Below are 24,318 nucleotides of genomic sequence, written 5' to 3'. Positions count from 1 at the left end.
GGTATTTTTCACACTCGATGTGCCCTTCGCCGGTCTAGGAAACCGGCAGGGCAAGCGCGGCCATGAGCGAGCTCGCCGCTGGTTTCAGGCTCGTGCGGGCTGGCTGGGTGCTTGTCCGCGAAGGCGTCGTGGCAGCCTTGCCCGGCGACGAGCTCTCCGGCCTGCCGAAATTCGGTTGGCGCATGGCACGGCTGTTCACCCGCCGCCGCGCGCTTGCCTATGAGCGTGGCGATCGGCTGGCCAAGGCGGTCGTCCGTCTCGGCCCGTCCTATGTCAAGCTCGGCCAGTTCCTGGCGACAAGGCCCGATGTCGTCGGCAACGACATAGCGCTCGATCTCGCCATGCTGCAGGACAAGATGCAGACATTTCCGCAGGCCGAGGCCATTGCGGCGATAGAGGCCTCGCTCGGGCGCAAAGTCGGCGAGCTCTACGCCAGTTTCGGCGAGGCAGTCGCCGCCGCGTCGATCGCTCAGGTCCATATCGCCGAAACCCTGCAGGACGGCGTCGGTTCGCGGGTGGCGGTGAAGGTCATCCGGCCGGGCGTGCGCCGCCGTTTCTTTCGCGATCTCGAAAGCTATTTCCTCGCCGCCCGTCTCCAAGAAAAATACATCCCATCGTCGCGCCGGCTGCGGCCCGTCGAAGTGACCCAGACGCTGGCGCAGACCACCAAGATCGAAATGGATCTGAGGCTCGAGGCGGCAGCGCTTTCGGAGCTCGGCGAGAACACCAAGGATGACCCCGGCTTTCGCGTGCCGCGCGTCGATTGGGAACGTACCGGGCGCGACGTGCTGACCATGGAATGGGTCGACGGCATCAAGATGAACGACATTGCCGGCCTCACTGCCGCCGGCCACGACCTGAAGGCGATCGCCGTCAATCTGGTTCAGTCATTCTTGCGCCACACGCTGCGTGACGGCTTCTTCCATGCCGACATGCATCCGGGTAACCTGTTCGTTGAGCCCGACGGCACCATCGTCGCTGTCGATCTCGGTATCGCCGGCCGACTCGGCAAGAAGGAGCGCCGTTTTCTCGCCGAAATTCTCTACGGCTTCATCACCCGCGACTATCTGCGCGTTGCCGAAGTGCATTTCGAAGCCGGCTACGTGCCGCGCCAGCACCATGTCGCGGCATTCGCCCAGGCGATCCGGGCGATCGGCGAGCCGATCCACGGCCAGCCGGCCGAGACCATCTCGATGGCCAAGCTGTTGACGCTTCTGTTCGAGGTGACCGACCTCTTCGACATGGCGACGCGCTCCGAACTGGTGCTGCTGCAGAAGACCATGGTGGTGGTCGAGGGCGTCGCCCGCACCCTCGACCCAACCTTCAACATGTGGAAGACGTCCGAACCGGTGGTCGGCGGCTGGATCTCAGGCAATCTCGGTCCGCGCGCTCTGCTGGCCGACGCGCGCGACGGCGCAAGTGCGCTGCTGGCGCTGGCTCGCCAGGCGCCGGACCTCGCCGCCCGCACCGAGCGCCTGTCGCGCGAAATCGACCTGATGGCCGAACATGGGTTGCGCTTCGACGAAAGGACAGCGCACGCGATCGGCAAGGCCGAGGCGCGCCACACCCGATCCGGCCGGCTGGCGCTGTGGGTGATCGCGGTGACGCTGGTCTATATCGCTTGGCGGGTTTTCTAGCGGCTTGTCCACATTTGATTGCATTGCTATCATTGCATTCAATTAGTTGGGCAAAAGTGCAATCATATGGCCAGCATCACCATTCGCAACCTTGATGATGAGGTAAAGGACCTGCTGCGCCGACTCGCGGCAGAGAATGACCGGTCGATGGAAGAACAGGCGCGGGTTATGATCCGGGCCGCGGTCGAAGGGCAGCTCGGTCCGGTTGGCCGCATCGACCAGATCGAAAAAACCCTCCGCGAATTGACGAGTTCGCACAGTGCGGCAACGCCAATTGCCGCCGTGTCCAGCCAATTCCCGCGAGGTAACCTCTCCGGCAAGCGCATCCTGCTCATTATCGGCGGCGGCATTGCCGCCTACAAGGCGCTCGATCTGATCCGCCGGCTGCGCGAGCGCGGCGCTGCGGTGCGCGTGGCGATGACGGCTGCGGCGCAGGAATTCGTGACCACGCTGTCGGTCGGGGCGCTCTCCGCCGACCACGTCTTCACCGATTTGTTCGACCGCAATGACGAGCACGATGTCGGCCACATCCGACTTTCGCGCGAGGCCGACCTTGTCGTCGTAGCGCCGGCCACCGCCGACCTGATGGCGAAGCTTGCCAACGGCCACGCCAATGACCTTGCCTCCACCGTGCTTATCGCCACCGACAAGCAGGTTTTGATGGCGCCGGCCATGAACCCAAAAATGTGGTCGCATCCGGCGACCCGGCGCAACCGGGCAACGCTCGCCAAGGACGGCATCGCATTCGTCGGCCCGGCGAAGGGCGAGATGGCCGAGAGCAACGAAGCGGGCGAAGGCCGCATGGCCGAGCCGCTGGAGATCGTCGCCGCGATCGAGGCGCTGCTCGACGTCAGGCCGAAGCCGCTGGCCGGCAGAAAGATCATCGTCACCTCAGGGCCGACGCATGAGCCGATCGACCCGGTGCGCTACATCGCCAATCGCTCGTCCGGCAAGCAGGGCCACGCCATTGCGGCGGCGCTAGCAAGGTTAGGCGCCGATGTGCGCCTCGTGTCCGGTCCGGTCGGCATTGCCGATCCGGCTGAGGTCACCACGCTGCATGTCGAAACCGCAAACGAGATGAAGGACGCCGTCGAACAACTGCTGCCGGCGGATGCGGCGGTGTTCGTCGCGGCAGTCGCCGACTGGCGCAGCGAGACATCGGCCGGCGAGAAGATCAAGAAGGTGGCGGGCAAGGGGCCGCCGGCGCTGCAGATGATCGAAAACCCTGATATTCTTGCCGGTGTCGGTCATCACAGGAAGCGGCCCAGCCTGGTCGTCGGCTTTGCCGCCGAGACGCAGGATCTCGTCAAGAACGCCGAGGCCAAGCTTGCGAAGAAGGGCGCCGATTTCATCGTCGCCAACGACGTGTCGCATGACAGCGGCACAGGGTCTTCGGGCGTGATGGGCGGCGACCGCAACAAGGTGCGGATCGTCTCGAAGGCCGGTGTCGACGAATGGCCCGAGATGAGCAAGGACGAGGTGGCGACGCGGCTCGCCGCCTTGATCGCCGAACGGCTGAAAACGATTATCGTCTAGAGCGGCGGACTCTCAGGTCGAATCGTACCGCCGCTCTGTTTCTTTGTTTGAGCATCGGATTTTCCCGAAACCGCTTCGCACTTGGGTCCGATGCTCTAGCCGGTTGCTTCCTGTGGCCGGGCTGCCGGCCCTGAGATCCTCAGGGCGGCAAGACATCCCAGAATCCCGAGCGGCACGAAGGCGAGGAACAGCCAGGTGGCGACATTTGCCGCTGCCTCACGGTTCAGGCCTTCGGAAAAACCGCTGGCGTTGGCGACGATACCAGTCAACGCGGCGCCGACCGCATAGCCGATGCGCTGCATCGTTGGCACGGCAGCGGAGGCGATCGTCTGCTCGCCATCCCTGGCCGATGCAACGATCACGCGGGTGACGAAGGGCCAGGCAATGCCGAAGCCGCCGCCTTGCAGCAAGGCGCAGAACAGGATCAGCGGTATCGAACCCGCCGGCACGGCATAGGCGAAACCGGCGATGCCGGTCGCGATCATCAGCGCGCCACCAGTGATGATCAGCCTCTCGCGCTCCGGCGGCGCATTGGCGACGAGGATCGACAGGATCGACCAGGCGATCGATTCGGCGGCGATGATATAGCCGGTGGTCAGGATCGGAATGCCATGCAGGCTGGTCAGAAGCAGCGGCCCATAGACGGCGAAGGAACAGGTCGCCACCGAAAAGGCGGCGACCATGGTCATGCCCGCGCCGACCGGCGAGCGCCATGAGAACAGCCGCGACGGGAACAGCCGCGAGCGCGGCTTCAGCGCATCGATGCGGACGAACAGCGCGAGCCCGAGCAGGCCGAGGGCAAGCAGCAGAGAGGAACGCAGCAGGGCAATGTCGACCCCCGCGGTGGCGATCAGCACAACGCTGACGGCAAGGCAGCCGAGCGCGGCGAAGGGGAAGGGCGGCGCCGTCCCGGTGATCGCCTGCGGCCGGGTCGCCTCGGGCGTGTTGAGCACGATGAAGCTCGCCAACGCCATGGCCGTGCCGCCGAGCGTGAAGACGCCGAAAGCCCAGCGCCAGGAGAGCAACTCGGTCATCACCGCACCGAGCACCGGCCCGCTGAAGGCAGCGACGCCCCAGATTGCCGACATGATGCCGAAAAGCTGCGGCCAGATGGCACGTGGAAACAGCCGCTCGACCGAGACGAAGGCCAGCGACACCAGTGCGCCGCCGCCAAACCCCTCGATCAGGCGCCCGGTCAGGAACAGCGGCATGGAAGGCGCAATGGCGCAGACCAGGGCGCCGGCCGCGTAGAGCAGGGCGGCCACCACCATATTGGTGCGCAGCGCGACGTAGCTCACAAGCCGCCCGGCGGCAGCGCCTGCGACGATGGCACCGAGCTCGTAGATTGCCAGCGACCAGCCGACCAGCTGAACGCCGGCGAGTTCGCCGACCATGGCCGGCATCACCGTTGCCACCATGGTTTCGTTGGTGGCGTGCAGCAGAATACCGAGGCTGATGAAGCAGAAGCGCGCCAGGTCGCCGCTCGCCCACAGCGCGCGCCAATCAACCCTGTTTGTGCTGGTTTCGATCACCCCGCCCTCCGAACGTTCTTATACGCCAATTCAAAAAATGGTGGAGCGCTCTTCGTCTCCAGACAGGCACGCGGCGCTTCGGGGACGGGTTGTAAAACCTCAACCGCAGTTGAGTTCAAGGGGTTTTTTGCAGGTGCGCCGGGAACGCTGACGAAGGCAAGAAAGTCAGCGTGAGCGAACATTGATGCCGGCGACGATCATCGCGGCAGCGATGAACATCATTGCCATGGCGATGCCCAAAAATCACGCGGCGCGGAACAGGCCCATTCTGTCCCGCACCGCGCAGAGCTACGCCATGCCGCTTATTTGAACGAGTGGATCAGCTCCAGTGAGGTGACCGCGACTGCCAGGTTTACGCCGGTCTGCGCCTGTACGTTGAGCGGCTGCAGCGAGAAGGCGCTGTTCAGACCGCCGACCAGCAGGTTGGCGCCGCCGCCGGTGACCACGCTGGCCTCGGCGTTGACGCCATAGTAGCTGCCGGCGAGATCGCCGGAATTACGGTCGCGAGTGGCCGCCAGAACCGCCCAGATCAATTCGCCCTGGTGTGTCTTGCCGACGTCGACGCCGAGCTTGGAAATAACCCCGGTATAGGCTTCGGGAGGGCCGCCATGATGGGGGCGAAAGGTGCAGGCCACGCCTTTGTTGGATGTGATGACATAGCCGGTGCCGCCATCGATGGTGCAGTCGAGCACGCCGAGCTCCAGCCTGCCCGCGCTGGCAGGCGCGGCGAGAACCGTGACGGTGAGAGCGGCGGCGCAGGCGAGTTTCTTGATCATGGGAGGTGTCCTTTTGCGAATTGCCTTGAACAACGGCTGAGCATCGCGAGCGTTCCGCCGAAAACTTGGCGCGATCAAGGCGGGCGTCAATGGACAGTCATTGAAGGCTTCGAAGGCATGCCAAACGCCAGGCTTGCCATGAGGCCGAGCGCCGCCGTCGGTCAGCTGGCGCTGGTGCGCGCCAGGCCGTCCTTGGCCGGCTGGTAGGTCGGGTTGAGGCGCACCGCCTCGCGGTAGGATTTTGCCGCCTTGGCCTTGTCGCCTCGCCGCTCGTAGATCAGCGCCTGGTTGGACCAGGCCTCGGCATTCTTGCCGTCGAGCTTGATCGCCATGTTGATGTCGGCGAAGGCATTGTCCTCGTCGTTCATGGCGAGGTAGGAGAGGCCGCGGCCATTGTAGGGTTCGGCGGCGTCCGGCGCCAGCGAGATGGCGGTCGAGAAATCCTCGATGGCGAAAGCGTGCTGGCCCTGGCTCTGATAGATCAGGCCGCGATTGTGGTAGGCGCGCGCATCGGTCGTGTCGAGCTGGATCGCCTTCTGGAAATCGTTGAACGCTTCCTGGGTACGGCCGGCTTTGCGGTAGAGATTGCCGCGGCCGATATAGGCGGCGTCATAGTCGGCATTGATCTGGATCGAGCGGTTGTAGTCGGCAAGCGCGGCCGCCTGGTCGCCGAGGAAGCGCTGGATGAGAGCGCGGTTCGAATAGGCCTGGTAGAAATTCGGATTGAGCTGGATGGCGGTGTTGAAGTCCTTGAGCGCCGCCTGATACTGGCCACCGCGGCCATAGGCCGAGCCGCGCACATTGTAGCCTTCCGGATCCTGGGGACTGCGCTGGATAACCGCCGACAACGAGGAGATGTTCTCGGCCGACCCCTGTGCCTTGTCGATGTTGGTGAATTCGCCGGTCGGGGCTGTCTGGCAGCCGGCGAGCGCCAGCCCGGAAAGCAGGGCTGCCGTCAGTGCAAAGCCGCGCAATGCGGTTCTGCGCTCCACGCTTATTGCATTCATGTCTGCTCTGTCCTCACTGCCCGCCGCGCCGTCAGGTCTGTTCCCCTCCGAACCGATCCTCTGCGAACCGGCCTATCCGAATAGGGAGGAATTCAAAACAAAAAGGTGGCGGCGATTACACATCGCGCCACCTTGGATACCCTTCGAAAAGGACGAAAAATTGGCGTTAGAACCGCGGCGGACGCGGAGCACCGGCACCAGCAGCACCACCAGCCGCCACCGGGCGCGGCGTCATCGGCAACAGGCCTTCGCGCTGGGCGCGCTTGCGGGCCAGCTTACGGGCGCGGCGAACGGCTTCCGCCTTTTCGCGGGCACGCTTCTCCGACGGCTTCTCGTAATGTCCGCGCATCTTCATTTCGCGGAAGATGCCTTCGCGCTGCATCTTTTTCTTGAGCGCGCGAAGCGCCTGGTCAACATTGTTATCGCGGACGAGTACCTGCACGGGCAATCCTGTCTTTCGTGTTTGATATCAACAGGCAAGCGGCCATAGCCACTAGCCTCCGCGGCGATCTACACCACGAATTGTGGCGGCTGATAGCAGAATCATGCCGCTCTGTCCACTGCCGAAACGAAAAACCCGCCTCGGCGGCGGGTCGTCGGCGCAAATCAGCACCATACCTAAATACTTAGCATAACTGCCGTCAAAAAGCAAGAATTATGACCCCGGACGGCGGTGTGTCGGCCTTCTCGATATAGGGATCCCTGTCGCGCGGATGAGCGATCGGTGGCATTTCTCCGCCACCGATAAATTTCTGCTGCCTCAATCCGACAAAAACGGCCCGCCTGGCTTTATCGATGAAGGAACCAACTTCGCTCCCCGGTGGTTGTTGCGGCGACGCAAGCAGAGGAGAAAACCGATGTCAGACACCCGTGAATGGCTCGTCCAGTGGCTCCGGGACGCGCATGCGATGGAGGAGCAGGCCGAAACCATGCTGAACGGACAGCTGAGCAGGCTGGAGAGCTATCCCGAGCTCAGTAAGCGCATCAGGCAGCACGTCGACGAGACGAAGGGGCAGGCCGCACGCCTCAGAACCTGCCTGGAAGGGTTAGACGAGGATACATCCACACTGAAGGACGCCGGCGGCAAGCTGATGGCGGCGGCGCAGTCCCTGAGCGGCGTCTTCGCAGGGGACGAGGTGATGAAAGGCTCACTCGCGAGCTACACTTTCGAGCATATGGAGATTGCCTCCTACAGGATCCTCATCGCGGCCGCCGAATCTCTTGGTGAAACAGAGGTCGCTCGCGCCTGCGAACAAAACCTGCGTGAAGAGGAGGCAACGGCCGAGTGGCTGAAAAACAACCTGCCCGCGACCACTAAGCAGTTCCTGGCTCGCGCGGCGTCGGACAGCGACAATGCCAAGCGGTGACGAAAGCAGGCCGGCGGGCAAAGTGAAGCCGTCCTCTATCTGGCGAGCTTACAGCTATGCCTGGATCACACTCGGCTTCTTCATCATCTCGCTTGTCGGTCACTGGGTTTTCGGCTGGTTCGCCTATCTTGACGAACAGCAAGCGCTTGGTCAGCCGCCCGAATTCGGCGGCTATCTGATAGAGATGAGTCGCGATACGCTCGAAAACTGGCAATCGGAGTTCCTGCAACTGCTCTGGCAGGTCGGTGGCCTGGCGTTCCTGCTCTTCGTCGGCTCGCCCCAATCGAAGGAGGGGACCGACCGGATGGAGGCCAAGATCGACGCGCTTCTCACGCTTGTCGATCCGAAGAAAGGCAAGGACGCGATTCGCGAGCTGGACCTGCAGTATGACGGCCGACACACGGACGAGCCGCACGCCCACCGGCACTAAAGCTGGGGGCGGAAATTTGGCCCGGAGCCGATCATCGCTCGGAGTTTCTTCAACGACGCAACCAGATCGCTATGATGCCGTGGCGAGGTGAAGTCGCTCGAAATCCTCGAAGAACTCGCCGTAGTCGCAGGTTATTTCCTCGCCCGGGGCTATGTCGCGGATCGCGGTTGCTCCGCCATACTGCGAAAAATCCGTGTTCGGCCTTTCGGCGTGGTTCATGAAACGGCCATTGTCGACCTCATAGACCATGAATCCGGGCCGGTCGGGGCTTGGATAGGCATATCTGTCGAGCAATTCCTTGAGGTGCGGCGGTGCGGCCTCGTATTTTTCCATCGGGATCAGCCGGTCGAAATCCGGATCGAGGCGCCAGATCGACGCGCCCTTCTTGATCGGCTGGGCGGCGAACACGCCGACGCCCTCGATTGCGCTAGCAGCGATGTAGGTCCGGATCAGCAGCATGTTTCAGGCCTGTCTTCGAACGGAAGTGTCCGAAGAAATCGCCAAATCGCGCGGGAAGCAAGACCGCTTTTGCGATATTGCGGCTCGCTCGCCCGCGCGGGAAATGCCTCACGTCCGGTTGATCGAGACGCCGCCATCGGCAAACAGCGCCGTTCCGGTGGTGAAGCTCGACGCATCCGACGCCAGATAAAGCGCCGAGCGGGCGATCTCTTCCGGTTGCGCCATGCGCTTCAGGGCGTGAAGACCTTCGACGAAAGCCCGGGCCTCAGGTGTGGTCGTCGTCGCGCCCGGCGTGTCGGTGCCGCCGGGCAGCAGTGCGTTGACGCGCAACCCTTGTGCTCCGTATTCGGCCGCCAGAACCTGCGTCAAACCGATCAGCCCGGCCTTGGCCGCAGCGTAAGCGGCCATGCCCGGCATGCCGGCGGTGCGACCGACGAAACTGGAGGTGAAGATCAGCGAGCCGCCGCGCTCCAGCAGCGCCGGCACCTGGTATTTCGCACCGACAAAGGCGCCGGTCAGATTGATGTCGATGGTCTGGTGCCACGTCTCCAGCGACATGTCGGGAACCGGTCCCATCTGGCCCACGGAGCCGGCGTTGTTGAAGGCGATGTCGAGCCCACCGAACCTGTCCACCGCAAGATCGACAAGCGCCTTGGCATAGGCCTCGTCCCTGACATCGCCGGCAAGGGCGATCGCGGTGCCGTCGGCTTCCTCGATTTCGCCGACAAGCTTGTCGAGCTCCGTCTGACGGCGGGCGGCAATCACAAGTATAGCGCCTTGTTCGGCGAAGAGCTTCGCGGTGGCGCGGCCAATGCCGGAACTGGCGCCGGTAACGATCGCGACCTTGTTGGTAAGTGCGAACATTTTTGCATCCTTTTTCTTCGTGCCAGCTTTGCCGGCAATCGGATACTTGATCGCAGCCGGGGGCGGCGCGAGCCACCCGATACCTGCGAACGCGTCGTCGCTTGAACATGTCTTTTTTGTCGCGGCGCAAAACGGCAAGCGCCGTCGCAAACAGCGCAAGGGTGGCAGCGCTGTTTCGCTAGTGATACACCTCGCGCGCCGGCGCTCGATTGGATGCCCGGCCGCAATCTGCGAGGCTGGAACGTTGAAGAAATACTCAGTATTCGCCATCGCCCGTGAGGCCATGCGCGGCCATAAGGGCTGGGAGGAGCAGTGGTCCTCGCCAGAGCCGAAGAAGGAGTACGACGTCATCATCGTCGGCGCCGGCGGCCATGGCCTGGCCACCGCCTACTATCTCGCCACGGTGCACGGCATCACCAATGTCGCGGTGCTGGAAAAGGGCTGGCTCGGCGGCGGCAACACCGGCCGCAACACCACCATCATCCGCTCCAACTATCTCTATGACGAGAGCGCCGGCATCTACGACCATGCGCTGAAACTGTGGGACGGGCTCAGCCAGGAGCTCAACTACAACGTCATGTATTCGCCGCGCGGCGTCATGATGCTGGCCCACAATGTCCACGATATCCAGGTGCTGAAGCGCCATGTCCACGCCAACCGGCTGAACGGCATCGACAATGAATGGCTAACGCCGGAAGCGGCGAAGGAATTCTGCCCGCCGCTCAACATTTCGCGCGATGCCCGCTATCCGGTGATGGGCGCCACCCTGCAGCGTCGCGGCGGCACCGCGCGCCACGATGCCGTCGCCTGGGGCTATGCTCGCGGCGCTTCGGCGCGCGGCGTCCATATCATCCAGAATTGCGAGGTCACTGGCGTCAAGCGGGCGCCGAACGGTGCGGTCACCGGCGTCGAGACGACGCGTGGCTTCATCGGCGCCAAGAAGGTGGGCGTCGTTGCCGCAGGGCATTCGTCCGTCATCATGAACATGGCCGGCGTGCGCATGCCACTGGAAAGCTATCCGCTACAGGCGCTGGTGTCGGAACCGGTCAAGCCGGTATTCCCTTGCGTGGTGATGTCGAACACGGTGCACGCCTATATCTCGCAGTCCGACAAGGGCGAGTTGGTCATCGGCGCCGGCACCGACCAGTATGTCTCCTATTCGCAGACCGGCGGGCTGCACATTCTCCAGCACACGCTCGACGCCATCTGCGAGATGTTCCCGATGTTCACGCGCATGAAGATGCTGCGCTCGTGGGGCGGCATCGTCGACGTGACGCCAGACCGCTCGCCGATCCTGGCCAAGACGCCGGTGCATGGCCTCTATGTCAATTGCGGCTGGGGCACGGGCGGCTTCAAGGCAACACCGGGCTCCGGCCATGTCTTTGCCCACACCATCGCCAGGGACGATCCGCACGCGATCAACGCGCCCTTCACCATCGAGCGCTTCCGCACCGGCCGCCTGATCGACGAGGCAGCGGCGGCAGCGGTGGCGCACTGATGATGGCCGAGATGGCCGTTGCGATGCCGTTGATGCTCGCGGGAGAGCAGGGCCTGTTTCATTTTCCCTCGGTCGAAGAGGTGCGCCTGCAGCCGATCAGCCGGGCCGAAAACGAGACCGGATGGCCGTTTTCCGTCGATGCGGGCGTGCTCGCCTGTGTCTGGAGCGGCGGCCAGAAGGTGGTCACTTTCCTGGAAAACAGGCCGGCCAATCTTGAGGACGACCAGACGTTTCAGCCGCGCCATGTCATCGTGACCACCGATCCGTTTCAACTCACGATCGGCAACATTGCTGATCGTGACCTTTTCCGCCCGGCGGCAAGTGTCGAGGAACGCATCCGGCTGGTCGGGCCGTTCGCGACGCTGGGCCAGAAGCTTTGCGACCAACCAGCCGGCGCCCATGTCGGCCACGGTGAATTGTAGGAACAAACATGCTTCTCATCCGCTGCCCCTATTGCGAAGAAGAGCGTCCGGAACTCGAATTCCGTAACGCCGGCGAGGCGCATATTGCGCGTTCGGCAGATATGGCCGCGACAAGCGATGACGACTTCGAAAAGTTTTTCTTCATCCGCTCGAATCCCAAAGGCATCATCTATGAGCGCTGGCGGCACATGTATGGCTGCGCGCGCTTCTTCAATGCTGTGCGCGACACCGTCAGCGACAGGTTCCTGATGACCTACAAGGCCGGCGAGCCGAAGCCCGCGAAGTTGCCGGGAGCCTCCAAATGATCGCAGCGTTCCGCATTCCCGGCGCCGGGCGCCTCAAGCAGGCAGAAACGGCCCGCTTCAGCTTCGACGGCCAGTCCTATGCCGGTGTCGAAGGCGATACGCTGGCTTCGGCGCTGCTCGCCAACGGCGTCCATCTGGTCGGCCGTTCGTTCAAATATCACCGGCCGCGCGGATTTCTGTCCGCCGGGGCGGAAGAGCCCAATGCGCTGGTCGAGATCAAGCGCGACGCAGCGCGCAAGACGCCGAATGTCCGCGCCACCGTGCAGGAGCTCTATGACGGGCTGGCGGCGCAGTCGCAGAACCGCTGGCCGTCGCTTTCCTTCGACGTCAGCGCGCTTGGCGACGTCGCCTCGCCGCTGCTTTCGGCCGGCTTCTACTACAAGACCTTCATGTGGCCGAAGTCTGCCTGGAAAAACCTCTACGAGCCGAAGATCAGGGCCGCGGCCGGCCTCGGCGTTGCCCCCGACCAGCCGGATCCGGACCATTATTCGGCGCGCTACGCCCATTGCGACGTGCTGGTGCTGGGCGGAGGTGCCGCCGGCATCGCCGCCGCACTTGCCGCGGCTGAGACCGGCGTGCGCGTCATCCTTGCTGATGAGCAGGCGGATTTCGGCGGCAGCCTGCGCTTCGAGAGTGGCGCCAAGGTGGACGGCCAGGACGGTTTTGCCTGGGCGCAAGGTGCAGTCGCCAAGCTCAAGGCCATGGACAATGTCCGCGTGTTGTCCCGCACGACGGCTTTCGGCTATTACGCGCAGAATTTCGTCGGGCTGGTCGAGCGCATCAGCGATCATCTGCAGAACCCCGGCCGCGATTTGCCGCGCGAGCGGCTGTGGCAGGTCCGCGCCAAAAGCGTGGTGCTGGCGACCGGAGCCATCGAGCGGCATATGGTGTTTGCCGACAACGACCGGCCCGGCATCATGCTGGCTTCGGCCGCGCGTACCTATCTCAACCATTACGGCGTCGCGGTCGGCAGGAATGTCGGCGTCTATACGGCCAATGATTCCGCCTATGCGGCGGCGATCGACCTGAAGAAGGCCGGCGTCAACGTGGCGGCTATCGTCGACCTGCGCGACAACCCGACCGGACCGGTGATCGACGAGGCGAGGGGGCTCGGTATCGAGGTCAATTTCGGCCGCGCGGTGATCCGCGCCGGCGGCAAATTGCGGGTGTCGTCGATGACCGTGCAGCCGAAGAATGGCGGCGGCGAGCGCACTATTCCCGTCGACGCGATCCTGATGTCGGCAGGCTGGACGCCGTCGGTGCATCTGTTCTCGCAGTCGCGCGGCAAGGTCGCCTTCAACGACGAGACCAAGCGCTTCGTGCCCGGCACCTATGCGCAGGATTGCGTCTCCGTCGGCGCCTGCAACGGCACGGACGGGCTGTCGGCGACGATCGACGAGGCCTATGCGGCGGGCGCCAAGGCAGCCAAGGATGCGGGCGTCAAGAATGCCGTCGCCAACGCCGCCAAGGGAGCCAAGCCGAAGGTCGACGCCAGCGAGAACTGGTCGCGCGGCATGCTGGGTGCGGCGCCCGGCGCCGGTGCGGACACGACGGTAAAGGCCTTCGTCGATTTCCAGAACGACGTCACCGCCAAGGACATCCGCCAGGCCGTGCATGAGGGCATGCACTCTATCGAGCATGTCAAACGCTTCACCACCAACGGCATGGCGACCGACCAGGGCAAGACTTCCAACATGCACGGGTTGGCGATTGCCGCCGAAACGCTGGGCAAGCCGATCCCGCAAGTCGGGTTGACGACATTCCGGGCACCCTACACGCCGGTGACCTTCGGCTCGATCGTCGGACACGCGCGCGGAAAATTGTTCGACCCGACCCGCAAGACGGCGATCCATCCCTGGTCCGAGGCTCAGGGCGCGGTGTTCGAGGATATCGGCCAATGGAAGCGCGCCTGGTATTTTCCCAAGGCGGGCGAGGACATGCACGCTGCCGTTGACCGCGAATGTGTCACCGTGCGCAAGACGGCCGGCCTGTTCGATGCCTCGACGCTGGGCAAGATCGAGGTGGTCGGGCCGGATGCGGCGAAGTTCATGGAGCTGCTCTACACCAACCCCTGGGAGAAGCTGGAGCCCGGCCGCTGCCGCTATGGCATCATGCTGCGCGAGGACGGTTTCATCTATGACGACGGCGTTGTCGGCAGGCTGGCGCCGGACCGTTTCCATGTGACGACGACGACCGGCGGTGCGCCGCGCGTCATGAACCATATGGAGGATTACCTCCAGACCGAGTTCCCGCATCTCAATGTCTGGCTGACCTCGATCACCGAGCAGTGGGCGGTGATCGCCGTTCAGGGACCGAAGTCTCGGGACATCATTGCGCCGCTGATCGAAGGCATCGACATGTCGGACGAGGCGCTGCCGCATATGTCGGTGCGCGAGGGCAAGATCTGCGGCGTGCCGACAAGGCTGTTCCGCATGTCGTTCACCGGCGAACGCGGCTTCGAGGTCAACGTGCCGGCCGACTACGGCCAAGCGGTCTGGGAAGCGCTGTGGGCCGAGGGCCAGAAGCATGGCGCGACCGCCTACGGCACCGAGGCCATGCACGTGCTGCGCGCCGAAAAGGGTTACATCATCGTCGGCCAGGACACCGACGGCACGGTGACGCCTGGTGATGCCGGTCTCGACTGGGCGGTCGGCAAGAAGAAGACCGATTTCGTCGGTATCAGGGGCATGGCGCGGCCGGATCTTGTCGCCAAGGGCCGCAAGCAGCTTGTCGGCCTAAAAACCAAGGATCCGAAAGTGGTGCTGGAAGAGGGCGCGCAGATCGTCGCGGATCCGAAGCAGGCGATCCCGATGAAAATGATCGGCCATGTCACCTCGAGCTACTGGTCGCAAAATTGCGGCCGCTCGATCGCGTTGGCTCTGGTTGCCGGAGGCCGCGACCGGACGGGCGAGACGCTTTACGTGCCGATGCCCAATGGGACGATAGAGGTGGAGGTCACCGGCATGGTGTTCTTCGACGAGAAGGGAGAGCGCCTCAATGGCTAAGGCTGCCGCGAAGAAAACTGCCGCTCCCGCCCCATCGGCCGAACGCCGCGCCGCGCTCGCTGGTCAGGAACTTTTCGCCACGGGCGTCAAGCTCGCCGTGATGCCGCCGGCGGAGCGCATTTCGCTGCGCGCGCCGGACGCCTCTATGGCCGCGCTTTCGAAAGCGCTTGGCGTGACCTTGCCACGAAAGCCGAAAACCTCGGGGGCAAAGGCCGGGCGCACGGCATTGTGGCTTGGGCCGGACGAATGGCTGGTCATCGACGAGGCGGCAAAGGACCCGCTCGCCGACTGCGCCAAGGTTACAGCACTGCATTCGGCGGTCGACGTCTCGCATCGCAACGTCGCCATATCGGTCACCGGCCCGGCGGCTGCGGCAACAATCAATTCAGGCTGCCCGCAGGATCTGTCGCTCGATGCATTTCCCGTGGGCGCGGCGTCACGCACCATTCTGGGTAAGGTCGAGATCGTGCTGTTGCGCACAGCGGCCGACGCTTTCCGGGTCGAATGCTGGCGTTCCTTCTCCGATTATGTCTTTACTTTCCTGTCGGAGGCGGCAGGCGACGCAGCGGCTTAGGAACATTCGCTGCGCCCGGCCGTTTGCCGGAGCAAGTCGAGGGAGAATGTCGATGCCGTCGAAATCCGCGCCGAATCCTCCGGTTCAGAAGACGCCTGCCGTGCGTTCTCTCGAACACGAGCAGCACGAAGGATCGAACGTTGAAGAGGAACTCGAGGAAGGGCTCGAGGATACGTTTCCGGCCAGCGATCCGGTGTCGATCACCGGGACTTCCATTTCCGGCGCTCCCGCGCGGCCCGGCAAGGCCAAGATCGTGGCCGGAATGAAGAAGCGCAGGAAGTAACATCCTTGCGCGTCCAGGGGGACGCGCCGCGCTTCAGGGACTAAACCTCAGAACGTGCTCGGCACAATCCACGGATTGATATCGATACCGAGCCTTGGGCCCTTGCTATCGGCCGAGCCGGTCTTGGTCGCCGCGCCTGTCTTCTCGACCGAACCGGTCGCGCCGCAATCGAGCTTGACGTTGGTCCTGGTCTCGGCGCAGGCCGCAGCAGGCGCCTGCTTGGTGTGCTGGCCGGCAAATGCCGCGCTCGAGAATGCCAGCACGGCCGCGAGGGTGAGAACGGTCTTTTTCATCATCTGTCTCCGGTTAAATCTTTTCCGTACATGTACGATGCGACGTACATATATGCCCGGAAGATCGAGGCTTCAAGTCAGAAATCGTACACGTACGATAAAATTTTCTTAAAAAGCCAAGATGTCGCAGGGCGCGCGCCTAAAACGCCGTGCTTCTGAAAGGATCACACGACGTGCCTCGGGTTCTATATGCGTCGTCCTCCCAAAACCGCTGCACACCCAGGCTCTGGCTGAGCTCAAGCTTTGGAGCGACACGCACAAGTCGCCGGCCGGATCAAATTGCGCGGGAACGCAGGCCGGTCAACAGTTGGGTGGCGTTTCGGTCAGTGGCGAGACATCTTGCGTCATCAGACCGGCGAGCGTGAAGTCGCACATCCGCTTGACGAAAGCCTGCTGGTCGCCGAACGGATAGAAGGGAAAGGTGATCAGCAGCGAGATCGTGCCGTGGCCGACCGCCCACAGCATGGTGGCGATGGCGCGCGGATCGCCCTTGAGCTTGCCGGCGGCAACGCAGGCCTCGACCCTTTTGATCAGCACCTTCATCAACGGGTTGCCCTCTTGCATCTCGGCGAAGGTCCTGCCTTCCGGCGGCCTGGTCTTTTCGGTCATGAAAACCGTGCGATATTCGTTGGGATTGCCAAGGCCGAAGGCCGCGTATTCGGTCATCACCACCTGCAGCGCCTCGATCGGATCGTCGGCCGGGTGATCCTCGATACGCTTGGCCAGGGTCTGGAATGCATCCTCGGCCAGCGCGAACAATATGTCCTGCTTGTCGGCGAAATAGGAGTAGACCGACATCGGCGCATAGCCGACGCGCTTGGCCAGCTTGCGGATTGTGAGCCCCTCATAGCCCTCCTCCTGCACGAGCTTGTGCGCCGCATCGACAAGTTCGGAGCGCAGTTCGGCCTTTTGTTTCTCGCGGCGTGTCCGGACGCTGAGCGGCAATTTTCGTCTGCCTTCATCTGTTGGTGGCTGGCTAAATTATATACGCTGTACGGAATCGGACAAGGCGCCGTCAGAATCGGCTGAAGCGTTCCGACACGTCCGTTTCTTCACACGTGAGGTGTTACCCTGACCCAAACGGGCAACATCGGGCTGTTACAAACGACCGATAGTTCGCGGCTCTGCAAGAAATTTCCGTTTTGGGGAGGCCGATATGGCTCCGACTGAGCTTTTGTCCGGCGTGCCGGACGTGGATCCACTTTCTCACGCTGCCAGGCAGGCACTCAGGCGAGTCGTCATGATCGCATGGTTGGCGATCGCACTCGGCTTCGCCATGGAAGCCCTTATTCTGGCCGGCAGATTTGCAGCAGGTTCCTATCCCGCTACCGCCCAGGTCCTGATCGAACTGGCGCAAGGCGTGACATGGGCGTTCTTCGTTTGCGCCGGCGTCAGCCTTGGTACGGCGATCGCCAAGGTACGAGCCTCGCTGGGCGGCCTGATCAGCGCAATCTCGGCGCCGCTGGCGATGGGCATCGCCAAGGGGACGCAAAAGGTCATGGTAAGTGCGCTTGATGCGGCTGCAAAGCCGGCCATCCTCTCGCTCACGACGCTGGGTGTGCTGCGGGCGATCGAATACGGCCTGCTCGGCTGGATACTGGCCTCGCTGGCGTCGAAGGAAGAACCTCGTCCGCTCCATTTCGCGTTGGCAGGCGCCTTGATAGGCGCGGTGTTCGGCGGCGCAATCACGGTGCTGACGATCGAGACGGCCGCGGCGAGAGACGTTGCGCTCGCACTGCCGCAGGCTGTCACAACCGGCCTCAACGAGATCGTGTTCCCGATCGGTTGCTCACTGGTCGTCTATATCGCGCTGCAGATCGGCCGGCACATGAAGTTCATCTCTACCGAGGCTCATTGAGCCGTTCATGCCGCCTCTGGCTGGCGCTCTATCAGTGTCAGCGTCAGCCAGCGGGCGGTCAGCGCCGGCTTTTTCGAGCCCTCGATCTCGATCGTCACGTCATGTGCGGTCTGCACCCAGCCCGACGGCCTTACCTTGACGTCGGCCAGCACGAAACGGGTGCGGATGCGCGAGCCGGTCTTTACCGGCGCCAGGAAGCGCAGCGAATCGAAGCCATGGTTGACGCCCATCTTGCTGTTTTCGAGCGGCGGCATGGTTTCGAAGGTCATCGCCGACAACAACGAAAGCGACAGGAAACCATGCGCGATGGTGCCGCCGAACGGCGTCTCTCGCTTGGCGCGCTCCGGATCGCAATGAATGAACTGGTGGTCGTCGGTGGCATCGGCGAACTGGTCGATCATGCGCTGCGAGACCACCCTCCAAGGCGACACGCCGACTTCCTTGCCGACGCTGGCCAGAAGCACATCGAGACTGATCGGTTCCACGCTGATGTCCTCCATTTCAACCGTCCGGAGCGCGAGCGGCTTCATTCCTTGAATAGTGTCAGCCCATGCTGCACCGACTGCCCGCCATCGATCGGCAGTATAGCGCCGGTGACATAGCTGCCGGCACGGCTGCACAAATAGAGCGTTGCGCCGGCAATGTCATCCGGCGCGCCGATGCGGCGAAGCGGAACGTGGTCGCCGACATGCCTTGCCTGCTCCTCGGTCGCGGTGGCGAAGGCGGTCATCCGGCTCTGGAAGGGGCCAGGGGCAAAGGCGTTGACGGTGATGCGGCGGGCGGCGAATTCGATCGCCAAGGTGCGCGTCAGATGGTGGACCGCAGCCTTGGAAGCAGAGTAGGAATAAGCGTCGTCGGCCAGCGGCTGCGTGCCCATCACCGAGCCCAGATTGATCACCCGGGCCGGATCGGCGTCGCTGGCGGCGGCGTCGAGCAGTGGCAGAAGCTCGCGCGTCAGATGGAAAACGGCGGTGACGTTGACGCCGAACACCTTGGCCCAGGCATGGTAGGGGAAGCTTTCCAGCGGCGCGCCCCAGGAAACACCGGCATTGTTGACCAGGATGTGCAGCCGCTCCGTCCGCGCCTTGACCTCGGCGACCAGCGCCGCGATGCCAGCCTCGCTGGAGACATCGCCGGCGAAGCCATCGGCCCGGCCGGAGCCGCCGAGGCCGTTCAATTCGGCGGCAACCCTGATGCAATCCTCGCCCTTTCGCGAGGCGATCATCACTGTAGCGCCAGCCCTGACCAAAGCGGTCGCCGCCATCCGGCCGATGCCGGTCGCAGCCCCGGTCACCAGCGCCGTCTTGCCGGCAACGGAAAACAGCTCGTCCAGATAGCTCATTGTATTCCTCTCGGCATTTCCTTAGCGCTCTACCTTGCTGCCTGGGCGAACGGGCTCGCGTTGACAAGGCTACCCGAAGTACGGGCATCCTTGCCATGGGTAAAGAGCCTGCTTGGAAGGTAGAGATGATGGCGAGGTTTGGGCGTCGGCGCTACCCTTCGGCCGTGACGTGCCCCCACCCGGACCTGCGGTCCGACCCTCCCCTCAAGGGGGAGGTAAGGCGCTATTCCGCCGGCTCGACATCGGTGTAGGCGGCTTCCTCGAGTTCGCGCTTCAGCCGGGATGCCTCTTCCACCTTGGGTGTGACGAAGCGACCGAGCAGGAGATAGGCGACCGGGGTCAGGAATAGCGTCGAGACGGTGGCCAGACCCAGACCGCCGACGATCACCCAGCCGAGCGCGATACGCGCCTCGGCGCCGGCGCCGCTCGCCAGCACCAGCGGCACGCCGCCGAGCACGGTGCAGATCATCGTCATCATCACCGGCCGCAGCCGGATGGTGGAGGCCTGCTCGATTGCCTCGCGCACGCCAAGTCCGCGATCGCGCAACTGGTTGGCGAACTCGACGATCAGGATGCCGTTCTTGGCCATGACGCCGACCAGCAGCACCAGGCCGATCTGGCTGTAGGCGTTGAGGCTGGTGCCGCTGAGCAAAAGCGCAAAGATCGCGCAGGCAAGGCCGAGCGGCACGGTAGCCATGATGATGATCGCGCTAACGAAGCTTTCGAACTGGGCGGCGAGCACCAGAAGGATGATGACCAGCGAGAAACCGAAGATGGTGATCATGGCGCTGTTGGTCTCGCCCAGCGTCGCCGCCTCGGCCAACGGGACGATGCGGCTGCCCGACGGCAGCAGCGGCGTGGCGATTGCCTCGGCGCGGGTGAGCGCCTGACCGAGCGCGAAATCGCCGCTGAGATTTGAGGTGATCGCTACCGACGGCTGTTGCTGCTCACGGGTCAGCGAGGGCGGCACGGCGCGCTCGGTCAGCGTGGCAATGGTCGACATCGGCACGAAGCGGCCATCGCCCGTCCTCAGGAAGACGTTCTCCAGGTCGGTCGGATCGTTGATCGGGTTGGTCGTCGAGACCAGCTTCACGCCGTAACTGCGGTCGGCGATATAAACGTCGACGACATCGTTGCCGTCGAGCATGGCCTGCATGGTGTCGGCAAGCCCTGATATGTCGATGCCGAGGTCGGAAGCGCGCTCGCGGTCGATGGCCACGGCAAGCTGGGGTTGCGTCGGGTCGACGGAGAGCCGGGGCGACTGGAAGCGGGGATCCTTCTGCATCTCGGCGATGATCTTCACCGCAGCGTCGCCGAGCGCCGCGCGATTGTTGCCAACCAGCGCGAACTGCAGGCCGTTGCCTGCGCCGCGAATGCCGAGGCTGTTGGGCTGCGTCGGAAAGACGCGCACGCTCGGCACCTGTTTGGTGAGCCGGCTGATCTCGGCCATGATCTCTTGCTGGCTGCGCGTGCGCTCGTCCCATGGCGCCAGCGTCATCACCATAAAGCCGGCATTGTAGGCGCCGTTCCGGCCAGCGCTCTCGAACGTGTTGCGGATTTCGCCGGAATCGCGCAGCGGCTGGATCAGTTTTTCGATCTTCTGCATCTGCTGCGTCGTGTAGTCGAGGCTGACCCCTTGCGGTGCATCGACGCGCATGAGCACGACGGCACGGTCCTCGGTCGGCGTCAGTTCCTGGCGGATCGTGCCAAACAGCGTGAAGGCGGTGGCTGCAAACAGCAGCGCGACAAGAAGCACGATCCACGGCGCGTCGAGGCAGATGCGCAGGCAGCGCCGGTAGAGAGTGTTCAGCGCGCCGCCGATGCGGGCGCCGATGCCGCTGCCGCCTTCGTGGTGAAGTGGCGCGACTGACAGCATGCGTGAGGCAAGCATCGGACAAAGCGTCAGCGCCACGACGGCGGACAGAAGCACCGATATGGCGAGCACGAACCCGAATTCGCGGAACAGGCCGCCGGTCTGGCCGGGCAGGAAGGAGATCGGCACGAAGACGGCGACCAGCGTCAGCGTGGTAGCGATGACGGCGAAGAACACTTCCTGGGCGCCAAGCACGGCTGCGGCGCGTGGCCCCATGCCTTGGTTGCGTCGTCGCACGATGTTTTCCAAAACGACGATGGCGTCGTCGACGACTAGGCCCGTCGCCAGCACCAGAGCGAGCAGCGTCAATATGTTGACCGAGAAGCCGGCGAGATAGATTGCGGCGATCGTCCCGATCATGGCGACCGGCATTGCGAGGCCCGGAATGAGCGTCGCGCGCCAGTCGAGGAGAAACACGTAGATGACGATCAGCACGATGGAGACGGACAGGCCGAGTGCGATCTCGACCTCATGCACAGCGCCGTTGACGAAGACCGCATCGTCGCTAGTGACCTTGATCGACATGCCCTGAGGCAGATCCGCCTGCAGTTTGTCGACGGCGGCCCTGACGCCGGCCGAAATATCCAGCGTGTTCGATTCCGCCTGGCGGATGATGCCGAGACCGATGCCGGTCTTGCCGTTCGAGCGCAATGTGGTCTGGCCGATGTCGGGGCCGAGCGTGACGGTGGCGACGTCGCGGATGCGGGTCGTACCGCCGATGATGATGTTCTCGAACTCCTCCGGCGTGGTCACGTCCGCCGTCGTGCGCACGATGAGGTCCTGGTTGGTCGTGGTGATCGAGCCGGCCGGCGAATCGAAGGCAACCGAGGCAAGGGCAGTTCTCAGATCCGCGACCGTGAAGCCAAGGCTCGCCAGCTTGGTCTGGTCGACGTCGATGCGGAAGATCTTGTCGCGATCGCCATAGACCTGGACGTCGGCAACGCCGGGCACGGCGGCAAGTTCGTCCTCGATCTGGTCCTGGACCAGCACCGTCATGTCCTGCACCGACATTGTGTCGGAGGTGACGGCCAGCCGCATCACCGGCTCGGAATTGGCATCGGCCTTGACGATGCGCGGCGCATCCGCCGTGTCAGGCATCTGGTCGGCGACGCGGCCGACGCCATCGCGCACATCGGAGGCGGCGACGTCGAGGTCGACGCCGTCGTTGAATTCGATGGTGACGCGGCTCGTGCCGAAGGACGAGGTGGACGAGATCGACTTCACACCAGAGACGCGGGCGACCGCGCCCTCGATCACGTCGGTCAATTCGCGGTCGACGGTTTCGGACGCGGCGCCTTCAAAGACTGTGTTGACGGTGATGACGGGGCGGTCGACATCCGGCAGTTCGCGGATTTCGACGCCGTAGAAGGCGGCGAGGCCGGCGACCGCGATCAGCGTGTTCAAGACGAAGGCCATCACCGGCCTGCGGATGAATAGCGCGGTAAAGCCTGTATCGCTGGCGGCGTTGTTGGAAGCGGTCATTAGCTGCCGGCGTCCGCAGCGCGCTGTTCTTCGCCGGCGATGCGGACCTCGCCGCCTTCGCTGATGCTCTGGGTGCCTTCGGTCACCACCATATCGCCGCTGACGATCGGGGCGTCGATCAGCACGGTCTCGGTGTTGCGCTGGATGATGCGCACAGGCACCCGCTTGGCCTTGCCGCCCACGATTGCCCAGACATAGGCACCATCAGAACCCCACTGGATCGCCAGCGGGCTGACGGCCGGATAACTGTCGCCGGGGAATTTCATGGTGATCCGGAAGGACATGCCGGCACGCAGCGAATCGGCGGGATTGGCGATCTTTGCCTTGACCAAAAGGGTACGGCTGGCTTCGTCGATGTGGTTGTCGATGGCAGCAACCGTGCCGGTGTAGGCTTTGTTGGGGTTGGCGATCGGTGTCGCCGACAAGTCCGCCCCGACCTTGACGGCGGCGGCGAAGCGCTCCGGCACCCAGTATTCGACCAGTATGCTGGAGCGGTCGTCGAGGGTGGCGATCGCCGACTGGCTGGTCACATAGTTGCCGGCTGCTATCGGCAGGATGCCGACGACGCCTGATATCGGCGCGACGATCGAGCGGCGCTGCAGGGCCAGTTCCGCATCGCGAAGCGCCAGCTTGGCATTGGCCAGCACCACTTCGGCATCGGCAACGGCGACCGCCGTCGCGGCGTTGGAAGCCCGCAGCGATTTGACCCGGACGAGCCTGGCCTGCGCGTCCTGCAAAGCAACCTTGGCACGATCCTGCGCGATCACCTCGGTGTCGGAATCAAGGGTTGCGATCACCTGCCCCTTTTCGACATGGGCGCCGGCTTCGACCAGGAATTCAACGAGACGGCCGGAACTGTAGGGATTGACCGTCACCGACGCATTGGCGCGGCCGGTGCCGATCGCCTGCAGGCGATCATTGATGATGGCTGCGGCCGCCGGCAATGCGACGATAGTCACCCGCTGGCCGGCGGCGTTGCTGCTGCCTGTCTGCCCGCCGTTATCGACGGCGCCCGTCGGAGGTGTCGCGGCATAAGCCCAGTCGAAGCCCCAGCGCGCCAGCACATCCGGCGCGCCTGGAAAAAAGCGAACCCAGGCGGCCGCGGCCGCGACCAGGATCACAAGTGCAAAAACGATCTGTTTCCAGGTGGCCATCGGCGCTCCGGTTGGCAAATATACCGTCTACGGCTCCCAAGGTGAAGTAGACGCGACGGCACACTCCGACACGCAGGATGACTCGTCGATATCAAAGCTTTATGGCAATTCTCCCACTCGCTTGCACATTAAATCGCTGTAACGTTGGAAGGGCGACGCTTGGGTCAAACTGGATCAGCCGGCTGCCGCCAATGGGGTAGTGGGTCAGTTTAACGCCCGGCGATGCAGCGGAAGAAGCGCGCTGCGACGCCCGCTCGGCGGTCCCGTTCTTCGCTGATGGAACTAACAGCCGGGACGAATGGTTCCAGCCGTTCGGTCGCGCCACCATGCAGATCCGCCGGAACCGTCGGGCTCCAGTCCCCGTTTGCCGTGAATACCCCTTGCAAACCGGACATGGGGCGCTTGATCCTTGAAGTTTCCCGCTTTGTTCCCATATAAGCTGCCAGGACTGGAGACGGTTCCGCCGCATGGGACAGGCCAGTTCTTGGCTGTGCGCGGCTAACAGTTCTTCGCAAAAAAGATTGAGATGGTTGTTGACAGTTTGGAGGGGCGCCGACTATATACGCCTCACCAACGAGGGCGGCGCGCCGCTGGCGACGAAGAAGTTCGCTTCTAGATCTG

General features: G+C 63.6%; 24 protein-coding genes. 12 read left to right on the top strand and 12 right to left on the bottom strand.

What is annotated here, in order from left to right:
- Positions 1 to 62 precede the first annotated feature (62 nt).
- Both ubiB and coaBC read left to right on the top strand, forming a co-directional pair.
- Positions 63 to 1,637 (top strand): 2-polyprenylphenol 6-hydroxylase, encoded by a 1,575-nt coding sequence (ubiB, locus tag ABID19_RS33585; RefSeq protein ID WP_354494795.1) that lies wholly within the window; start codon positions 63 to 65, stop codon positions 1,635 to 1,637.
- 66 nt (positions 1,638 to 1,703) lie between these two features.
- On the top strand, positions 1,704 to 3,173 hold the full coding sequence (gene coaBC / locus ABID19_RS33580; RefSeq protein WP_354494793.1) for a bifunctional phosphopantothenoylcysteine decarboxylase/phosphopantothenate--cysteine ligase CoaBC: 1,470 nt from the start codon (positions 1,704 to 1,706) through the stop codon (positions 3,171 to 3,173).
- 95 nt (positions 3,174 to 3,268) lie between these two features.
- On the opposite strand, the gene ABID19_RS33575 is transcribed toward coaBC, so the two are convergent.
- Complete coding sequence (locus ABID19_RS33575) at positions 3,269 to 4,705, bottom strand: MFS transporter (protein ID WP_354494791.1); 1,437 nt, start codon at positions 4,703 to 4,705, stop codon at positions 3,269 to 3,271.
- A gap of 184 nt (positions 4,706 to 4,889) precedes the next feature.
- On the opposite strand from ABID19_RS33575, the gene ABID19_RS33570 reads away from it, so the two are divergent.
- Positions 4,890 to 5,015 carry a hypothetical protein gene (locus ABID19_RS33570; RefSeq protein WP_354494789.1) on the top strand — a complete coding sequence of 42 codons (126 nt, stop codon included), beginning with the start codon at positions 4,890 to 4,892 and terminating at the stop codon, positions 5,013 to 5,015.
- Here ABID19_RS33570 and ABID19_RS33565 read toward each other — a convergent pair.
- The 3 genes from ABID19_RS33565 to rpsU form a co-directional block, all read right to left on the bottom strand.
- Positions 5,008 to 5,481 carry a DUF992 domain-containing protein gene (locus ABID19_RS33565; RefSeq protein WP_354494788.1) on the bottom strand — a complete coding sequence of 158 codons (474 nt, stop codon included), beginning with the start codon at positions 5,479 to 5,481 and terminating at the stop codon, positions 5,008 to 5,010. The genes ABID19_RS33570 and ABID19_RS33565 overlap by 8 nt on opposite strands.
- A gap of 161 nt (positions 5,482 to 5,642) precedes the next feature.
- Positions 5,643 to 6,488, bottom strand: coding sequence for a tetratricopeptide repeat protein (locus ABID19_RS33560; protein ID WP_354494787.1), 846 nt, complete (start codon positions 6,486 to 6,488; stop codon positions 5,643 to 5,645).
- Positions 6,489 to 6,654: 166 nt separating this feature from the next.
- Positions 6,655 to 6,930 (bottom strand): 30S ribosomal protein S21, encoded by a 276-nt coding sequence (gene rpsU / locus ABID19_RS33555; RefSeq protein ID WP_095488505.1) that lies wholly within the window; start codon positions 6,928 to 6,930, stop codon positions 6,655 to 6,657.
- A 415-nt stretch (positions 6,931 to 7,345) separates the two neighbouring features.
- Between rpsU and ABID19_RS33550 the strand changes: the two genes are divergently transcribed.
- A complete protein-coding gene (locus tag ABID19_RS33550) occupies positions 7,346 to 7,855 on the top strand; it encodes a ferritin-like domain-containing protein (protein WP_354494784.1) in 510 nt (169 codons plus the stop codon).
- The gene (locus tag ABID19_RS33545) at positions 7,842 to 8,285 is read left to right on the top strand and encodes a DUF6766 family protein (RefSeq protein ID WP_354494782.1); all 444 of its coding nucleotides are present in this window, start codon (positions 7,842 to 7,844) and stop codon (positions 8,283 to 8,285) included. The genes ABID19_RS33550 and ABID19_RS33545 overlap by 14 nt, the downstream gene beginning before the upstream one ends.
- A gap of 69 nt (positions 8,286 to 8,354) precedes the next feature.
- Here ABID19_RS33545 and ABID19_RS33540 read toward each other — a convergent pair whose 3' ends face one another.
- Both ABID19_RS33540 and ABID19_RS33535 read right to left on the bottom strand, forming a co-directional pair.
- A complete protein-coding gene (locus tag ABID19_RS33540) occupies positions 8,355 to 8,744 on the bottom strand; it encodes an SET domain-containing protein (protein ID WP_354494780.1) in 390 nt (129 codons plus the stop codon).
- 108 nt (positions 8,745 to 8,852) lie between these two features.
- A complete protein-coding gene (locus ABID19_RS33535; RefSeq protein ID WP_354494779.1) occupies positions 8,853 to 9,608 on the bottom strand; it encodes an SDR family oxidoreductase in 756 nt (251 codons plus the stop codon).
- A gap of 244 nt (positions 9,609 to 9,852) precedes the next feature.
- Between ABID19_RS33535 and ABID19_RS33530 the strand changes: the two genes are divergently transcribed.
- The 6 genes from ABID19_RS33530 to ABID19_RS33505 are packed head-to-tail and all read left to right on the top strand — an operon-like array spanning position 9,853 to position 15,695.
- Positions 9,853 to 11,106: a sarcosine oxidase subunit beta gene (locus tag ABID19_RS33530; protein WP_354494777.1), complete on the top strand. Its 1,254-nt coding sequence runs from the start codon at positions 9,853 to 9,855 to the stop codon at positions 11,104 to 11,106.
- Positions 11,106 to 11,528, top strand: a complete 423-nt coding sequence (locus ABID19_RS33525) for a hypothetical protein (protein WP_354494776.1) — start codon at positions 11,106 to 11,108, stop codon at positions 11,526 to 11,528. The genes ABID19_RS33530 and ABID19_RS33525 overlap by 1 nt, the downstream gene beginning before the upstream one ends.
- 8 nt (positions 11,529 to 11,536) lie before the next feature.
- Positions 11,537 to 11,833: a sarcosine oxidase subunit delta gene (locus ABID19_RS33520; protein ID WP_354494774.1), complete on the top strand. Its 297-nt coding sequence runs from the start codon at positions 11,537 to 11,539 to the stop codon at positions 11,831 to 11,833.
- The gene (locus ABID19_RS33515) at positions 11,830 to 14,838 is read left to right on the top strand and encodes a sarcosine oxidase subunit alpha (protein WP_354494773.1); all 3,009 of its coding nucleotides are present in this window, start codon (positions 11,830 to 11,832) and stop codon (positions 14,836 to 14,838) included. Before ABID19_RS33520 ends, ABID19_RS33515 begins: the two co-directional genes overlap by 4 nt.
- Positions 14,831 to 15,412 (top strand): sarcosine oxidase subunit gamma, encoded by a 582-nt coding sequence (locus ABID19_RS33510; RefSeq protein ID WP_354494771.1) that lies wholly within the window; start codon positions 14,831 to 14,833, stop codon positions 15,410 to 15,412. The genes ABID19_RS33515 and ABID19_RS33510 overlap by 8 nt, the downstream gene beginning before the upstream one ends.
- A gap of 52 nt (positions 15,413 to 15,464) precedes the next feature.
- Complete coding sequence (locus tag ABID19_RS33505) at positions 15,465 to 15,695, top strand: hypothetical protein (RefSeq protein WP_354494770.1); 231 nt, start codon at positions 15,465 to 15,467, stop codon at positions 15,693 to 15,695.
- Between the two features lie 47 nt (positions 15,696 to 15,742).
- On the opposite strand, the gene ABID19_RS33500 is transcribed toward ABID19_RS33505, so the two are convergent.
- Positions 15,743 to 15,988: a DUF680 domain-containing protein gene (locus ABID19_RS33500; protein WP_354494768.1), complete on the bottom strand. Its 246-nt coding sequence runs from the start codon at positions 15,986 to 15,988 to the stop codon at positions 15,743 to 15,745.
- A gap of 300 nt (positions 15,989 to 16,288) precedes the next feature.
- Positions 16,289 to 16,933, bottom strand: coding sequence for a TetR/AcrR family transcriptional regulator (locus tag ABID19_RS33495; RefSeq protein ID WP_354494767.1), 645 nt, complete (start codon positions 16,931 to 16,933; stop codon positions 16,289 to 16,291).
- Positions 16,934 to 17,144: 211 nt separating this feature from the next.
- Here ABID19_RS33495 and ABID19_RS33490 point away from each other — a divergent pair, with 211 nt between their 5' ends.
- The gene (locus ABID19_RS33490) at positions 17,145 to 17,846 is read left to right on the top strand and encodes a hypothetical protein (protein ID WP_354494765.1); all 702 of its coding nucleotides are present in this window, start codon (positions 17,145 to 17,147) and stop codon (positions 17,844 to 17,846) included.
- Positions 17,847 to 17,851: 5 nt separating this feature from the next.
- Here ABID19_RS33490 and ABID19_RS33485 read toward each other — a convergent pair whose 3' ends face one another.
- The 4 genes from ABID19_RS33485 to ABID19_RS33470 form a co-directional block, all read right to left on the bottom strand.
- Positions 17,852 to 18,346, bottom strand: a complete 495-nt coding sequence (locus ABID19_RS33485) for a MaoC family dehydratase (RefSeq protein ID WP_280954153.1) — start codon at positions 18,344 to 18,346, stop codon at positions 17,852 to 17,854.
- A 26-nt stretch (positions 18,347 to 18,372) separates the two neighbouring features.
- Complete coding sequence (locus tag ABID19_RS33480) at positions 18,373 to 19,188, bottom strand: SDR family oxidoreductase (RefSeq protein ID WP_354494763.1); 816 nt, start codon at positions 19,186 to 19,188, stop codon at positions 18,373 to 18,375.
- Between the two features lie 223 nt (positions 19,189 to 19,411).
- Positions 19,412 to 22,543, bottom strand: a complete 3,132-nt coding sequence (locus tag ABID19_RS33475; protein ID WP_354494761.1) for an efflux RND transporter permease subunit — start codon at positions 22,541 to 22,543, stop codon at positions 19,412 to 19,414.
- Complete coding sequence (locus ABID19_RS33470; RefSeq protein WP_354494759.1) at positions 22,543 to 23,697, bottom strand: efflux RND transporter periplasmic adaptor subunit; 1,155 nt, start codon at positions 23,695 to 23,697, stop codon at positions 22,543 to 22,545. Before ABID19_RS33470 ends, ABID19_RS33475 begins: the two co-directional genes overlap by 1 nt.
- Positions 23,698 to 24,318: the final 621 nt, after the last annotated feature.

The organism is Mesorhizobium robiniae (assembly GCF_040545535.1).
Taxonomy (GTDB): Bacteria; Pseudomonadota; Alphaproteobacteria; order Rhizobiales; family Rhizobiaceae; genus Mesorhizobium; species Mesorhizobium robiniae.
This window is presented reverse-complemented; position numbering and strand designations above follow the sequence as displayed.